The following is a 14,820-nucleotide window of genomic DNA, read 5'->3' on the forward strand; positions in this document are numbered from 1 at the left end:
TTGACCTCAGCAAGGGGGATGCCACTTGCGGAATGCGCCGTTATCTCGTTGGAGAATAGAGCGGTTCTGCCATTGCAAAGGAATTGCTTTTGAATGGCTGTCGCTCAGTTTCGCGGCCGGAGCCAGAGCGGACCTTAGTCAGGCCGCTTAAAAAATATCAAATCGATAATTTATGTATAAAAGCAATTCGTTGCTTGAGACGCGCAGGCCTCGGCATCGCGCCGCCCGGGTAGATGGTCAGCGCGGGTCGGCCCGCTCCAGCTCGGAGGCGAGGGCCTCCGGCTTCAATATGACCATCAGGCCGCGCCGGTTGGTGAGGATGCCGTCCTGCTGCATCCGGCCCATTTGCACCGTCACCCATTGCCGCGTGGCGCCTATGAGGGCGGCGAGGTCCGCATGGGTGAAGGCGGCGGCGATGAGGATGCCGCGCTCATCCTTCACGCCATAGGTCTGGGCGAGGTGCTGCAGCAGCTGCACGAGTCGCTGCGCAACCGAGCGCGTGCCGAGCATCTGCGCGAAGGCGGAGTAGCAGCGTGCCTTGAACACCAGCGCATCGATGATGCCGATGGCGAGGTCCGGCACTTGCCGCGCCAGCTGGCGCAGGCCCGCGCCGGGCAGGAAGACCAGCCGGCTCGGCCGGACCGCGGTCGCCGCCCACATGTGCGTGCCGCCGCCGAACACGTCCGGTCCGCCCACGAAATGGCCTCTCGCCCAATAAGCGAGCGTGATCTCCCGGCCCGAGGGCGCCACGTAAAAGCTGCGGATCTGGCCCTCCTCGATCACCACGATCCCGTCGTGGCGCTCGCCCTGCCGGAAAAGCGGCTCGCCGGATGCAAGGCGCATCTCGTGGCCGTGCATCCGCACCAGCGCCTGGTCCTCTTCCGACAGCCGCTCTATGAGGCTTGCCTCGCGCAGAAGGGGCATCTCCCATTCCGCCAGAAGGATGGGCGCGCCGAGGCCGGGCTCCTGTCCGCCATCTGATGCCATGGGTCCTCGTCCCACCCTCTCGTCGCGCGGGAGGCCGATCTCTGGGGATATCGAGACGCCGTGTCGATCTCCCGTCTACCACGGATACCACATCTGCCTTGCGAGCGTCGGAGCGGCACCGACCAGCCCGGCGGATGTCGCGGACGCTGTCGGTCTCGCGGTCAGATTTCAAAGAGGCGGACAGGCCGAGGCACATCAAAGCACGGAGGTCGCTTATGAGCGCGCAGGGGCATGCCTGCCGTCATTTCCGGACCGGTTTACGCTTGGTGGAAAGGGTGTTGGCCCCAGGCCGAGTCCTTCCATCTGTACCGCTCGGGCTCATGCCCTCCTGATCCTTGCTGGCGATGAGCGACTTGAGGATGGACAGGAATTCGGCCGCGTTGGGCGTCATCACGACACCCTTCCGCGTGACGATGCCATAGGGCTCCAGCTCTCCCTTCACCTCCAGTGGCAGGCGGACGAAGCCGCCGCCGGCCACTTCCTGCGCGACAATGGTACTCGGCAGCATGGACACCATGCCCGCGTGCCGCACCAGATTGAGCGTGGCGAAGATGGAGGACGTCTCCACCAGATTGTCGAGCGTCCTGAGCCCTGCCGCGCCGAATGCGGTATCGATGAGACGACGCATGGGGCTCGGGGCCGGCTGGAGCACCCACGGCAGATCGCCCATGTCGGCGAGGTCGAGATGGGTCCGCCCGGCCAGCGGATGCGAAGCCGCCGCGAACGCCCACAGCTCCTCCATGGAGAGGGGCTCGAAATCGAACTTCGCCCGGTCCTCGCTGGTGGGCAGGCGGCCGATGACGAGATCCAGCTCGCCCCGCCCGAGCGCCCCGATGAGCTGGTCGGAGGTGGTGGCGAGCACCTGGATGGTCATGAGCGGACGCTGGCGCTTCAGCTCGGCGATGGCGCGGGGCAGGAGGTCGGACGCGGTCGCCATGATGGCCCCGAGCGCCAGCGCGCCATAGCCGCCGCGCTTGAGATTGGCGAGGGCTCCGGCGAAACGTTCGCCATCGGTCAGCGTACGGCGCGCATAGTCCACCACATGGGTGCCGATCTCGGTGGCGATCATGGCACGCGGCGTGCGCTCGAACAGCTTCACCCCCAGCGTGTCCTCCAGATCCTGCAGGATTTTCGTCGCAGCCGGCTGCGTCATGTTCAGCTCCGCTGCCGTGCGGCGGAGATTTCCCGTGCGTCCGAGAACGTCCACGAGCCGAAGCTGCTTGAAGCGCAGGCGCGAGAGGAGCGCCGTCGGTGCGAGGTCCCGCATGGCGATAACCTGATGGAATAGGCTGAACAGAATTTCTCATTATCCCGTTATCGCTCAGTCGGCTAGCGTCCCCGCGAATTGGCTCGAACCGGTCCGGCCCATAACGGACGAACGGCGGACCGATGGGAGGAAACACATGAAGCTCGTTCGCCATGGCGCGGCGGGGCAGGAACGCCCTGGCCTCATCGACGCGGAAGGCCGCCTGCGCGACCTCACCGGCATCGTCCCCGACATCGCCGGAACCGCCCTGCTTCCTGACAGCCTCGATCGCCTGAAGGCCATCGACCCGGCGACCCTGCCGCTGGTGGAGGGCAATCCCCGCCTCGGCGCCTGTGTCGGCTCCGTGGGCAAGCTGGTCTGCGTCGGCCTCAACTATTCCGACCATGCGGCCGAGAGCGGTCTGCCCGTGCCATCCGAGCCGGTGCTGTTCATGAAGGCTACCAGCTCCATTGTCGGCCCCAATGACGATGTGGAAATCCCCCGCGGCTCGAAGAAGACCGACTGGGAAGTGGAATTGGGCATCGTCATCGGCAAGCCCGCCAAATACGTGAGCGAAGAGGACGCCCTCTCCCACGTCGCCGGCTATTGCGTCATCAACGATGTGTCCGAGCGCGAATTCCAGATCGAGCGCGGCGGCCAGTGGGACAAGGGCAAGGGCTGCGACACCTTCGGACCCATGGGTCCTTGGCTCGTCACCGCCGACGAGGTGGCCGACCCGCAGGACCTCCACATGTGGCTGGAGGTGGATGGCAAGCGCTTCCAGGACGGCTCCACCCGCACCATGATCTTCGGCGTCGCGCACCTCGTGAGCTACATCAGCCAGTTCATGAGCCTCCAGCCGGGCGACGTGATCTCCACCGGCACCCCTCCCGGCGTCGGCCTCGGGCAGAAGCCCCCGCTCTATCTCACGCCGGGCCAGACCATGCGCCTCGGCATCCAGGGCCTCGGCGAGCAGCGCCAGACCACCGTGCAGGGCTGAGGAGCAGCGCCATGACCAACATTGATCTCAAGGGCCGCGTGGCCATCATCACCGGCGGCGCGCGCGGTATCGGATATGCCACCGCGCAGCGCATGCTCGCCTCCGGCGCCGAGGTTTCGCTCTGGGACATCGACGCCGCCCGTCTCGCGGAGGCCGTGGCTGAACTCGGCAAGATCGGTACCGTCTCCACCGAGACTGTGGAACTGACCGACGAAGCCTCCGTCACCGCCGCCGCCGCCAGCGTCGCGGCGAAGCACGGCAAGATCGACATCCTTGTCAACAATGCCGGCATCACCGGCGGCAACGGCAAGACGTGGGAACTCGCCACCGACGTGTGGCGGCGGGTGATCGACGTGAACCTCGTCGGCCCCTTCCTCACCTCCAAGGCGGTGGTGCCGCATCTCCTCGCCAACGGCTGGGGCCGCATCGTCAACGTCGCCTCCATCGCCGGCAAGGAAGGCAATCCCAACGCCTCGCACTATTCCGCGTCGAAGGCGGGCCTCATCGGCCTCACCAAGTCGCTGGGCAAGGAACTGGCGCAGTCCAACGTACTGGTGAACTGCATCACGCCCGCCGCCGCGCGCACCGAGATCTTCAACCAGATGAGCCAAGAGCACATCGACTTCATGCTGTCGAAGATCCCCATGGGCCGCTTCCTGGAAGTGGACGAGGCGGCGTCCCTCATCACCTGGCTGTCGTCCGAAGACTGCGCCTTCTCCACCGGCGCGGTGTTCGACATCTCCGGCGGCCGCGCGGTGTATTGACCGCAGTCCGAGAATTACTGGCGGCGTGATGCCGCCGTCTCCCCGCGCGCCCCGCCACCTTGGGGCGCGCCAATACAAGAGCCGTCCGGGAATGAGCCCGAGACGGCCGGAGGCAACGGTTCCCATGGAGAGGCTCATGCCCGCCCCGTCCGCGTCGCTTCAGGCGACGATTTCCAAGGTCACAAAGCGGCTCCTGCCGTTCCTTCTGCTGATGTACGTGCTCGCCTTCCTCGACCGGGCGAACGTGGGCTTCGCCAAGAAGGCGTTCCAGGCCGACACCGGCATCTCGGATGCCGCCTTCGCGCTCGGCGCCTCCATCTTCTTCCTCAGCTACGCGCTGTTCGAGGTGCCTTCGAACATCATCATGCACCGTGTCGGTGCGCGCATCTGGATGGCGCGCATCATGATCACCTGGGGCCTCATCTCCGCGGCCATGATGTTCGCCCACAACGAATTCACCTTCTACGTCCTGCGCGTGCTGCTGGGCGCCGCGGAGGCCGGTTTCTTTCCGGGCGTGATCTTCTATCTCACCCTCTGGTTCCCCTCCTTCGCCCGCGGCCGGGCGATGGGGCTGTTCTATTTCGGCGCGCCGCTCGCCTTCATCTTCGGCTCGCCCCTGTCCGGCCTGCTGCTGGATTGGCATGGCCTCGGCGGGCTGCATGGCTGGCAGTGGATGTTCATGGTGGAAGGGCTGCTCGCCACCGTCGTGGGTGTCTGGGCCTATTTCTACCTCGACAACAAGCCGGCTGACGCCAAGTGGCTGACCCAGGCCGAGAAGGACGAATTGAGCGGCGTTCTCGCCGCCGAGGAGGCGCACAAGACCACCCACGGCCCGTCGCACCTGCTCTCCGCCATGCGCAACATGAAGGTGCTGCACTTCGCGCTCATCTATTTCCTCATCCAGATGAGCGTGTACGGCGTCGTCTTCTATCTGCCGACGCAGGTGGCGAACCTGCTCGGCACCAAGGTCGGCCTGCAGGTGGGCTTCGTCTCGGCGATCCCGTGGGTGTGCGCGCTGGTGGCCGCCTACATTCTGCCGCGCATGGCGGACGCCTCCGGCAACCGGCGTGGCTATGCGGCGGCGATCCTTGCGGTGTCGGGCCTTGGCATCGCAGCATCGGTGGCCACCACCTCGCCGGCGCTGGCGCTCCTCGCGCTGTGCTTCGCCGCGGCTGGCTTCATCGCCGTGCAGCCCATCTTCTGGACCTTCCCCACCGACTATCTCGGCGGCGTGGCGGCGGCGGGCGGCATCGCCCTCATCAACTCGCTCGGTGCGCTGGGCGGCTTCGTGGCGCCGAACGTGAAGACCTGGGCGGAGGCGGCTTTCGCCTCCCAGTCGGCCGGCCTCTATCTGCTCGCCGGGACGACGCTTATCGGCGCGTTGCTGATCCTCGCCATCGGGCAGTCGCGGGCGCTTCCCGCCGCGCCGGCCGCCCGCCGCGCGTGATCTGCGCCTGATTTCGACCAACTGACGCCCCGCGCACGACGCGGGGCGAAGAGGAGACAGAACCATGGCCATGCCGACCATCAAGGCGGTCCGCGCCTATACCGTGCGCGGCGGCGGCGCCGACTATCACGACACCCAGGGCTATCACTGGATCGACGACCACATCGCCACCCCCATGGCGCGCTACGAGGAATATCGGCAGAGCCGCCGCTCCTTCGGCATCAATGTGCTCGGCACGCTGGTGGTGGAGGTGGAGGCCTCCGACGGCACCGTCGGCCTCGGCGTGACCACTGCCGGCGAGATCGGCGCCTTCATCGTTGAGAAGCACCTTTCGCGCTTCCTTATCGGCCGTCAGGTGACCGAGATCGAGAAGATCTGGGACCAGATGTATTTCGCCACCCAGTTCTACGGCCGCAAGGGCGTGGTGGTGAACACCATCTCCGGCGTGGACATCGCATTGTGGGACCTGCTCGGCAAGCTGCGCGGCGAGCCGGTGCATGCCCTGCTCGGCGGCCCGGTGCGCGATGAGCTGCAGTTCTACGCCACCGGCGCGCGGCCGGACCTTGCAAAGGAAATGGGCTTCATCGGCGGCAAGCTGCCGCTGCTGCACGGCCCGGCCGAGGGCGACGAGGGCCTGAAGAAGAACATCGAGAAGCTGGCCGACATGCGCGCAAAGGTCGGAGACGACTTCTGGCTCATGTACGACTGCTGGATGAGCCTCGACCTCAACTATTCCATTCGCCTCGCCCAGAAGGCGCAGGAATTCGGACTGAAGTGGATCGAGGAATGCCTCTCCCCCGATGACTATTGGGGCTACGCGGACCTCAAGCGCAACGTGCCCAAGGGCATGCTGGTGACCACCGGCGAGCACGAGGCCACCCGCTGGGGCTTCCGCATGCTGCTGGAGATGGACTGCTGCGACATCATCCAGCCGGACGTGAACTGGTGCGGCGGCGTCACCGAGCTGATCAAGATCTCGGCCCTGGCGGATGCCCACGGCAAGCTCATGGTGCCCCATGGCTCGGGCGTCTACAGCTACCATTTCGTCATCACGCGCCATAACAGCCCGTTCACCGAGATCATCATGAGCGCGCCCAATGCGGACGAGGTGCGCCCCGCCTTCAGCCCGCTGCTGCTGGACGAGCCGGTGCCGGTCAACGGCCGCATGAAGGCCTCGGTGCTCGACAAGCCCGGCTTCGGCGTGCGCCTCAATCCCGAGGTCGAGCTGCACCGCCCTTACGGCAACTGAGTTCCGTCTCCTCCCAGGCTGGCCGGCGCCGTGTGCGCCGGCCTTTTTTGTTGGGCGTCCTCCCACTCGCCCGGCAGCCCGAGCGCGGTTGGGTCCGCTGTCCGCGCGAATGAGCCCTGCCGGCGCACGCCTGCGCTCCCACTTTCCGCCAGACATTCGATGGGAGAAAAATATTTCCCCCTCGGGCAAGCGGGCGGGACATGCGATCCCGTTCCCGGCTACCTTATGACGAGATAGTCTCCGATGCTGGCGAGGTGCGGCGCGCTGTCGGCGTCCCGCTCGGCGGCCACGGTCTGACTCAGGGCCGATCTCGACGAAAGGCAGGACAGTGGCAATGGATGTGGTCCATCTCGAAACCGACATTCTGGTGATCGGCTCCGGCGCCGCCGGCATGATGGCAGCGCTGGAGGCCGCGAAGGATGGCGCCAGCGTCATCCTCGCCGACCGGAGCCTCATCGGCCGCAGCGGCGCGACCATCATGGCGCAGATGACCGTGGCGGTGGCGCTCGGCTCCCAGACGCCGGATTCCTGGGAGCATCACCTCGCCGATACCCTCGCCGCCGGCCGCGAACTCTGCGACGTCTCCCTCGCCCAGCTGGTGTGCGAGGAGGGTCCCCGCGACATCCTCCAGCTGGACGCGTGGAAGGTCGGCTGGGCGCGCAACGACGACGGATCCATCCGCCAGGCGCTGGCGCCGGGTCACGACCGGCCGCGCTGCGTCTACGTGGACTTTCTCTCCACTGGCCCGGCAGTGGCCAAGACCCTGCGCGGTCGCGTGCTGCGCCAGAAGGAGGTCACCCGTATCGGCGATCTCTACATCACCGACATCCTCGTGACCGACGGCGTCGCGACCGGCGCGGCGGGCTTCTCGCTCGCCGACGGGCGGCCGGTGGCGGTGAAGGCCAAGGCCGTCGTGATCGCCACCGGCGGCCTCACGCGGCTGTACCAGCGCAACAGCGCCTCCGCCAACATGGGCGGCGACGGATACGCCCTCGCGCTCCGCGCCGGCGCGGAGCTGACGGACATGGAGTTCGTGCAGTTCTTCCCCATCGGCCACCTTGCCCCGCGCCTCGTGGGCATGGATCCCATCATGTGGGACCCCTTCCGCTACAAGCTCGGCGGTCGCCTGCTCAACGCCGAGATGCGCGAGTTCGTCAACGACTACGGCAATGAGGAGGCCGGCACCTATAATGTGACGCGCGACCGCGCCACGTTCGCAATCCTCTCCGAGGTGAAGGCCGGCCGGGGCTCCCCCGCGGGCGGCGCCTTTCTGTCGTTCCAGCACATCCCGGCGGAGACGCTGCGGGCCTCCTTCGGACCGGTCATCGACCGGCTCGCCGCCAACGGCATCGACCTCACCCAGATGCCCATCGAGGTGGCACCCATCGCGCACTACCACATGGGCGGGGTGAAGGTGGACGCCCAGATGCGCACGAGCGTGCCGGGCCTGTTCTCCTGCGGCGAGGCGAACGGCGGCGCCAACGGCGCCAACCGCCTCTCCGGCAATGCCATCACCGAAGCCTTCGTGTTCGGCCGCACTGCCGGCCGCACCGCATCGCTCCATGCGCGTTCAGCCGGGAATGCCGATGCTCCGGTGCGGGCCGGCGCGCTCGACCTCGTCTCCGCAGTGACGCCCGATGGCGGCGAGATCCACGCCGGCCTCATCGCCGACCTGCAGCAGACCATGGCCGTGAATGTCGGCCCGTTCCGCACCGAGGAGGGCCTTCGCCGGGCGCTCGTCGCCATCGCGGACCTCAAGACGCGCCTCGGCGCACTGCCGCCGGGTGCGCCCGGCCCTTACAACATGGCGCGGCTCGACTGGTTCGATCTGCGCACGATGCTCCTCGTCGCAGAGGCGGTGACGCGCTCCGCGCTCCTCCGCAAGGAGAGCCGCGGCGCCCACCAGCGCGACGATTTCCCCGCCATGGATCCCGCCTTCGTGCTGCACCACACGGTGAAGCTGGCGGGAGACGACATCGTGCTCGACCGCGCCCCGGTCGAAGGCCGTACCCTCTGCGAGGTCGCGTGATGCGTGAGACAGCCACCCTGATCGTCCGCCGCGGCCATGCCGGTGAGGAGAGCCGCACCTCGACCTATGAGGTGCCCTACACGCCCGGCCAGTCGGTTCTGGACGGGTTGCGCTTCGTGCGGACCAACCTCGATTCCACGCTGTCCGTCCGCCACTCCTGCATCAATGCCAACACCTGCAAGGAGTGCATGATCATCGTCGACGGCAAGGTGGATTATGCCTGCACGGCCCGCCTTGAGCCGCGCGAGATGATGCTGGAGCCGCTGGGCAACAAGGCACACCTGCGCGACCTCGTGACCGAGATCACGCCCCCGGACGAGCGCCTGGAGCATGCGCTCAAGTCGGGCGTCGGCAAAGTCGTGGTGGGTGCGTGAGCAGTTTCGGTGGCCGACGGGATGATAAAGCAGTAGCCCGCCGGCTGATGGCGAAATCCGGAGCGCTGGTCTGGCGCCCCGGATTTGCATGGTGGCAACGTGCTCCGCTATTCGGCGGCATTGAGGCTCGCGGTCTCCGCGACTTCGGCCGAGATCATCTTCTGTAGGAGCTTGCGCACCTTCACCGCCGCGATGTCATTAGACATGAGAACCGGATCAAGGCTGAAGAAATCCGCCGTTCCCATCTCCTGCTGAACCGCGCGGATCACCGGCCCGTCCTCGTTCTCGAAGGCGGCATGCATGCCCTCGATCTTCAGGCGATTATATTCGGCATCCTCCACCACGTGGTTGCGGCGCGTCGCGAAGAAGTAGTGGGTGGAGAATTCGTCCTCCGGTGTGCAGGTGTGCAGATCGTACTGGCTGACCGCCTCGTCGAAGCTCTTGCCGTCCTGTACCGCGCCGACAGAGAGCTGAATGTTCGCTGGTGCGCTCCAGGTGATGTCGAAATAGTGCCGCGCTTCGTCGGCGGGGCGGGGCAGGAAGTTGGCGAAGATCATCATCGCCGGCTGCTGCGACCATTCCCAGCGCGCCGAGATATTGGCCGGCGTCTCGCGGATCTGCGGCACGATAGGGGACAGCTTGCCGCGGGTCGTGATGATCTCGCCATGCACGTGGTCGATGTGGCTGAGGTCCATCACATTGTCGATGATGAGCTCGTAATTGGCCGGCATGTGCATGTAGGTATATCCGGCGGCATTGGGATGCCCGATGTCGAGCGGCGAGTAGTCCGGCAAGAGATCGAGGTTCGGCGCCTCCTCGGCCATCCAGATCCAGATGAAGCCGTAGCGTTCCACCACGGGGAAGGTGCGCACGCGCGCCGCCTTGGGGATATGGCCGTTGCCGTGGGGATTCTTGGTGCACTGGCCCGTGCAGTCGAACTGCAGCGCGTGATAGAGGCAGGCCACCTCGTCACCGATCCTCTTGCCGAGGTGCAGCGGGGCGAACCGGTGGGGGCAGCGGTCGTGCAGCGCCACGGGCGTGCCGTCGGCGCGGCGATAAAGCACCACCGAGGTGCCGAGCAGCCTGCGCGGAAACAGCGCCTCGGGGCCGACCTCGGTGGAGAGCGCCGCCACGTACCAGGTGCGCTGCAGGTAACGAGCCTGAACCGTCATGAGAACCTCCCGTCTTGTTCTGGGCGTGCCGGCTGCGTGTCGCGGCCTGCATCAGCCCGTTCTTAAAAGGCTAGAGCCGAACCACGAGGCGCGGCGTGTGGGCGCGCGAGCAGCAGGGCGTGAAGCAGTCGTTGGCGGCGCGCTCGTCCTGCGACAGGTACATGTCCCGATGGTCGGGAATGCCGGAGAGCACTTCCATGGCGCAGGTGCCGCAAATGCCCTGCTCGCAGGAGAGCGGAATGAAGACGCCCGCCGCGGCAAGCGCCGTCGCCGCGCTCTGGTCGGCCTTGACCGCGATCACCTGACCCGTGCCGGCGATCTCGATCTCGAACGGCCGCCGGTCGCCGGCGGGGACTTCGGAGGCAAAACGTTCGAGGTGGATGCGGCTCCCCGGCCAACCGGCCGCGCAGGCGGTGGATGTGACGAAATCGATGAAGCCGCCCGGACCGCACACATAAAGGTGCGTGCCGACGGGTTGCGCCGCCAGCACCTCCGGTAGGAGCAGCATGGTCTCCGGCAGGTCATCGAAGTGCATGTTCACGGCGGGGGCGAACGGAGCCTCCTGGAGCCGCTCGCGGAAAGCGGCGCGATCCGGCGAGCGAACGCAGTAATGCAGCTCGAACGGCGCGCCGCGCGCGTTCAAGTCCTCCGCCATGGACAGGATCGGCGTGATGCCGATGCCGCCCGCGAGCAGCAGCGCGTGGGGGGCCGGCACAAGCGGAAAGAGGTTGCGCGGCGAGCTGATGCGCACCGTGTCGCCTTCGCGAATGTCCTGGTGAGCGCTCAGGGATCCGCCGCGCCCGTTCGGCTCCAGCAGGATGCCGAGCTGGTAGCGCTCCGGCTGCGCTGGCGCGTTGCACAGCGAATACTGCCGGACGAGGCCGTTCGGCAGCTGAAGGTCCACATGCGCCCCGGCGTCGAACGGGGGCAGGGTGCCTCCGTCCGCGGCCTCGAGGACGAGAGAGAGGATGTCCCGCGCGGCAAGAGCGCGCGAGACGACCCGGACATCGAACCAAGCGGCTGTCATTGTGCCGCTTCCCGCGCCGCTGCTGCCTCGTTCTCTTCCTGCAGCAGCTTGTCCAGCACGAACAGCATGCGGCCGGGGCCAGCATCGTGCACAATGTCCACCAGCGGGGCGTTGGGGAATTCCAGCATGCGCTCGCGCTGGCCTTCCAGCATGCGCTTGTCCTCGAGGAAGGCCTCCATGTTCGCCGTATGCATCAGATCGACGATGCCGGGAATATAGGTGGCCTTGCTGGTGCCCCAGGAGAAGTAATAGTCAATGGAATCATCATCACGCGGCGTCACGGCCTGGCTGGAGAACGTATCCAGCAGCAGGCGGCCGTTGGTGGGGCCGGATGTGGCGTCGCCCGCCTCGTGGACCGCGAAGGACAGGATGAAGTTGCACGGCACGCTCATGCGCACATGCACCTGGATGTCGAAGCGGGCGTCTTCGGGGAAGAGATGCTTGGCGAAGGCGGGCGCAGGCACCTGACGCACGCAATATCTGGTCTCGATGCCACGCGGCGTCACATTGTGCTTGGGCTTGATATAGCCCCAGTCCTCGGTGCCGCCGAAGGTCATCTCATGGACCCAAGAGACATGGCTGAGATCGGCGAGGTTCTGGATTTCCTGGCGGTAATTGGTCTTGATCTGGATCTTGTTGGTTTTGAGGATCCAGTCCGGATTGCCGGGGCCGATGGCCTCGCAGATGAGGTCGGCATCCGCCTTCGCGGGATCGCCCATCCATACCCACACCCAGTTGTCGCGCTCCACCACTGGCAGCGAGGGCACACGCGCATCGTCCGGCACCGTCGCCATGCCGGGAACGTGCGAACACTTGCCGTCGGGTCCGAACAGCATGCCGTGATACATGCAGCGGATGGAATCCTGCTCCTTGCGGCCGAGCGAGAGCGGGGCGGAGCGGTGGGGGCAGCGATCCTCCATGGCGACGATGCCACCATCAAGCTTGCGATAAAGGAGAATCGGGCGCCCCGCGATCTTGCGGACAACGAGATCCTTGGCGCCGATGCCGATATCGCTGTCCCAGCCGGCGCAATACCAGGCATTCTTCAGGAATGTTTCCGTCATCGTCTTCTCCCTAGATTTATGTTGGTTCAAGACTTGGGGTTCGGCCTTCGCGCCGCGCGCGGCCGAGGCGCAGCAGCCCTTTCGGCACAGACGGCAGGCATCCCTCATTGGGCAGCGCGGGCGGTGGGGGGCGCCGGCATCCACAGGGGCACGATGATGTTGGCCCAGCCGCGCGTGTCGTAGCCGCCGTAATTGTCCTCGTAGACGTCGCGGCTCAACTTCAGCTGGATCTTCATCGGCCCGAAGTCGTAACCGACCAGCCCGCCGACAGCGAACTGGCTCTGCCTTGCATAGCCGGGAAAGGGCGAGCTCAGGTCCGTGGAGCCGAAGGCGATGGCGCCGATCTCGAACTTGCCGAAGGTCTTGGTAGCGGTGAGATCGACGTTGAACCACGCGGGCCCGCCATCCATGCCTTCGACCCCCGTGCCGGAGATGAAGGTGGAGGAGAGGTTCCAGCCGTCCTTGAGGTAGCTGAAGGCGACCACGCCCTGGAAGGACGTGCCGTTGCGCCCCACCTCCGAACTCACCGGCAGGTAGACGCCGCCCTGGATGCCGCCGAAGAAGCCGCCGCCGAGATCCCACTTGATCTGCATGTCTATGATGGTGTTGCCGGCGCCGGAGAAGCTGGGGCCGTTCTTGAGATTGACGTTCACATAGGGCGTCACCGTATCGAGCATGATGCGGCCGCCGAAGAAGGTGTAGGGCGTCGACCAGATCAGCCAGGCGGTGTCGAGGCCGAACACGTCCTGCTGCGGGGTGGAATTGCGCTCGCCATAGGTGGGAATGGTGATGGAATAGATGCCCTCGGGAAGCGGCGCGCCGAGGGCGATGCCGGTGCTGATGCCGGGCAGGATTTCCGAGCCGGCGCAGGCCGGCGACGACAGAGCCGCAGCGATGCCTGCACCTGTGAGGAATCTTGCAATCTTCTTCATTTGGCGGATCCCCGAATATTTTGTCGTTATTTGGTGCGGCAGGCGGGAATGTCTCTCCGTGCCGCTATCCTGGAATTAGACTGGAGCCAAAGCACGTCGCCAATTACCGAGATGGTATGGCCTCATACCCTGGCTGAGATTCCGCTGGGCGCGCATGGGCAGGCATCGCCACGCCGAAAGGCGTGGGCGTTTTTCTTTGTGAAAGCTGGCGCGTAAACAGAAAATACTGCAACGGTTGCCGTATTCGCGTCAAGGTATAGTGTCCGACCAAGATGGTTTTGGATTCTCTCCGGCCGAACGTGGAGGATCGGGACCATGACGATATTCGCGCCCCTCTCCCGAAAATCTCCCACGATCGACAAGATCGAGACCTTCCTCGTCGATCTGCCGACCATCCGGCCGCACCGCCTCTCGGTGGCGACCATGGAAGGGCAGACGCTGATGCTGGTGCGGCTGCATATGTCGGATGGCATCATCGGCACCGGCGAGGGGGCGACCATTGCGGGCCTGGCCTACGGGCCGGAAAGCCCGGAGAGCATGAAGCTCCACATCGACACCTACTTGGCGCCCGTGCTGGCGACCTGCGATCCCACGCGCATCCGGGCAACCATGGAGACCCTCTCCAAAGCGGTGAAGGGCAATCACTTCGCCAAGAGTGCCGTGGAGACTGCCCTTCTCGATGCGCAGGGCCAGCGCGTCGGGCTGCCGGTATCGGAGCTTCTCGGGGGACGTGTCCGCGAGCGCCTCCCGGTGGCCTGGACGCTGGCCTCTGGCGACACCGCCCGCGACATCGCCGAGGCGGAGGAGATGCTGGCGCGGCGTCGCCACAACGTCTTCAAGCTGAAGATCGGTCGTCAGCCCGTGCGGCAGGATGTGGCCCATGTGGCCGCCATCAAGGCGGCGTTGGGCGAGCGCGCCAGCGTGCGGGTCGATGTGAACATGGCATGGAGCGAGAGCGAAGCGAATTTCGGCCTCGCCGCGCTCGCCGATGCGGGCTGCGACCTCGTGGAGCAGCCGGTGGCCCGTGTCGACGCGCTCGCCCGCCTCACCGCGCGCGGCATCGTTCCGGTGATGGCCGACGAAAGTCTGCAGGGCCCGGCCTCGGCCTTCGATCTCGCCGCCCAGCATGCCGCCGACGTGTTCGCGGTTAAGATCGAGCAGTCCGGCGGGCTGGACGCCGCCGCGCGGGTCGCGGAGATCGCCGATGCGGCCGGCATCGCGCTCTATGGCGGAACCATGCTGGAGGGCGCCGTCTCCACCATCGCCTCCGCCCACCTGTTCGCGACTTTCCCGCGCCTCGCCTTCGGCACCGAGCTGTTCGGGCCGCTGCTCATCACCGAGGAAATGCTCACCGAGCCGCTCGACTACAGCGACTTCGCGCTGACGGTGCCGAAAGGCCCCGGCCTCGGCATCGCGCTCGATGAAGACAGGATCGCGCGGTTCCGCCGCGACGGACCCCGCCGCACCCTTAGCGTGGTCGCATCCGGCCAAAAGGGCTGAAGCACCCCACCCGCTTCCAACATAAAGAC

The 14,820-nt window shown here is 66.2% G+C and carries 13 protein-coding genes; 7 read left to right on the top strand and 6 right to left on the bottom strand.

From position 1 onward, the window contains the following. Positions 1–237: 237 nt before the first annotated feature. Positions 238–987: a Crp/Fnr family transcriptional regulator gene (locus V5F63_RS08145; RefSeq protein ID WP_209488582.1), complete on the bottom strand. Its 750-nt coding sequence runs from the start codon at positions 985–987 to the stop codon at positions 238–240. A gap of 241 nt (positions 988–1,228) precedes the next feature. After that, positions 1,229–2,254 (bottom strand): LysR family transcriptional regulator, encoded by a 1,026-nt coding sequence (locus V5F63_RS08150; RefSeq protein ID WP_394102025.1) that lies wholly within the window; start codon positions 2,252–2,254, stop codon positions 1,229–1,231. A gap of 136 nt (positions 2,255–2,390) precedes the next feature. Here V5F63_RS08150 and V5F63_RS08155 point away from each other — a divergent pair, with 136 nt between their 5' ends. The 6 genes from V5F63_RS08155 (at position 2,391) to V5F63_RS08180 (ending at position 9,096) form a co-directional block, all read left to right on the top strand. Beyond that, positions 2,391–3,233 (top strand): fumarylacetoacetate hydrolase family protein, encoded by an 843-nt coding sequence (locus V5F63_RS08155; protein WP_394102024.1) that lies wholly within the window; start codon positions 2,391–2,393, stop codon positions 3,231–3,233. Between the two features lie 11 nt (positions 3,234–3,244). Further along, positions 3,245–3,997 carry an SDR family NAD(P)-dependent oxidoreductase gene (locus V5F63_RS08160; RefSeq protein WP_394102023.1) on the top strand — a complete coding sequence of 251 codons (753 nt, stop codon included), beginning with the start codon at positions 3,245–3,247 and terminating at the stop codon, positions 3,995–3,997. A 136-nt stretch (positions 3,998–4,133) separates the two neighbouring features. Continuing rightward, positions 4,134–5,444 carry an MFS transporter gene (locus V5F63_RS08165; RefSeq protein WP_209488586.1) on the top strand — a complete coding sequence of 437 codons (1,311 nt, stop codon included), beginning with the start codon at positions 4,134–4,136 and terminating at the stop codon, positions 5,442–5,444. Between the two features lie 64 nt (positions 5,445–5,508). Continuing rightward, on the top strand, positions 5,509–6,693 hold the full coding sequence (gene rhmD, locus V5F63_RS08170) for an L-rhamnonate dehydratase (protein WP_394102022.1): 1,185 nt from the start codon (positions 5,509–5,511) through the stop codon (positions 6,691–6,693). Positions 6,694–7,027: 334 nt separating this feature from the next. Continuing rightward, the gene (locus V5F63_RS08175) at positions 7,028–8,722 is read left to right on the top strand and encodes an L-aspartate oxidase (RefSeq protein WP_394102021.1); all 1,695 of its coding nucleotides are present in this window, start codon (positions 7,028–7,030) and stop codon (positions 8,720–8,722) included. After that, on the top strand, positions 8,722–9,096 hold the full coding sequence (locus V5F63_RS08180) for a 2Fe-2S iron-sulfur cluster-binding protein (protein WP_209488589.1): 375 nt from the start codon (positions 8,722–8,724) through the stop codon (positions 9,094–9,096). Before V5F63_RS08175 ends, V5F63_RS08180 begins: the two co-directional genes overlap by 1 nt. 107 nt (positions 9,097–9,203) lie before the next feature. On the opposite strand, the gene V5F63_RS08185 is transcribed toward V5F63_RS08180, so the two are convergent. From V5F63_RS08185 to V5F63_RS08200, 4 genes are all read right to left on the bottom strand, one after another. Then, positions 9,204–10,268: a Rieske 2Fe-2S domain-containing protein gene (locus V5F63_RS08185; protein WP_209488590.1), complete on the bottom strand. Its 1,065-nt coding sequence runs from the start codon at positions 10,266–10,268 to the stop codon at positions 9,204–9,206. A gap of 70 nt (positions 10,269–10,338) precedes the next feature. Next, a complete protein-coding gene (locus tag V5F63_RS08190; RefSeq protein WP_394102020.1) occupies positions 10,339–11,295 on the bottom strand; it encodes a PDR/VanB family oxidoreductase in 957 nt (318 codons plus the stop codon). Continuing rightward, entirely contained in the window at positions 11,292–12,359 is a 1,068-nt protein-coding gene (locus V5F63_RS08195; protein ID WP_394029774.1) for a Rieske 2Fe-2S domain-containing protein, read from the bottom strand. Before V5F63_RS08195 ends, V5F63_RS08190 begins: the two co-directional genes overlap by 4 nt. 104 nt (positions 12,360–12,463) lie before the next feature. Beyond that, positions 12,464–13,291 carry a transporter gene (locus V5F63_RS08200; protein WP_394029773.1) on the bottom strand — a complete coding sequence of 276 codons (828 nt, stop codon included), beginning with the start codon at positions 13,289–13,291 and terminating at the stop codon, positions 12,464–12,466. A gap of 315 nt (positions 13,292–13,606) precedes the next feature. Here V5F63_RS08200 and V5F63_RS08205 point away from each other — a divergent pair, with 315 nt between their 5' ends. After that, on the top strand, positions 13,607–14,791 hold the full coding sequence (locus tag V5F63_RS08205; RefSeq protein WP_209488594.1) for a muconate/chloromuconate family cycloisomerase: 1,185 nt from the start codon (positions 13,607–13,609) through the stop codon (positions 14,789–14,791). The last annotated feature ends 29 nt before the right edge of the window (positions 14,792–14,820 follow it).

Source organism: Xanthobacter wiegelii, from assembly GCF_043193855.2.
GTDB lineage: Bacteria > Pseudomonadota > Alphaproteobacteria > Rhizobiales > Xanthobacteraceae > Xanthobacter > Xanthobacter flavus_A.

Bases quoted from the DNA above. Each gene is read 5' to 3' on its own strand.
- V5F63_RS08145 (WP_209488582.1), bottom strand. From the start codon at position 987: ATGGCATCAGATGGCGGACAGGAGCCCGGCCTCGGCGCGCCCATCCTT.
- V5F63_RS08150 (WP_394102025.1), bottom strand. From the start codon at position 2,254: ATGCGGGACCTCGCACCGACGGCGCTCCTCTCGCGCCTGCGCTTCAAG.
- V5F63_RS08155 (WP_394102024.1), top strand. From the start codon at position 2,391: ATGAAGCTCGTTCGCCATGGCGCGGCGGGGCAGGAACGCCCTGGCCTC.
- V5F63_RS08160 (WP_394102023.1), top strand. From the start codon at position 3,245: ATGACCAACATTGATCTCAAGGGCCGCGTGGCCATCATCACCGGCGGC.
- V5F63_RS08165 (WP_209488586.1), top strand. From the start codon at position 4,134: ATGCCCGCCCCGTCCGCGTCGCTTCAGGCGACGATTTCCAAGGTCACA.
- rhmD (WP_394102022.1), top strand. From the start codon at position 5,509: ATGGCCATGCCGACCATCAAGGCGGTCCGCGCCTATACCGTGCGCGGC.
- V5F63_RS08175 (WP_394102021.1), top strand. From the start codon at position 7,028: ATGGATGTGGTCCATCTCGAAACCGACATTCTGGTGATCGGCTCCGGC.
- V5F63_RS08180 (WP_209488589.1), top strand. From the start codon at position 8,722: ATGCGTGAGACAGCCACCCTGATCGTCCGCCGCGGCCATGCCGGTGAG.
- V5F63_RS08185 (WP_209488590.1), bottom strand. From the start codon at position 10,268: ATGACGGTTCAGGCTCGTTACCTGCAGCGCACCTGGTACGTGGCGGCG.
- V5F63_RS08190 (WP_394102020.1), bottom strand. From the start codon at position 11,295: ATGACAGCCGCTTGGTTCGATGTCCGGGTCGTCTCGCGCGCTCTTGCC.
- V5F63_RS08195 (WP_394029774.1), bottom strand. From the start codon at position 12,359: ATGACGGAAACATTCCTGAAGAATGCCTGGTATTGCGCCGGCTGGGAC.
- V5F63_RS08200 (WP_394029773.1), bottom strand. From the start codon at position 13,291: ATGAAGAAGATTGCAAGATTCCTCACAGGTGCAGGCATCGCTGCGGCT.
- V5F63_RS08205 (WP_209488594.1), top strand. From the start codon at position 13,607: ATGACGATATTCGCGCCCCTCTCCCGAAAATCTCCCACGATCGACAAG.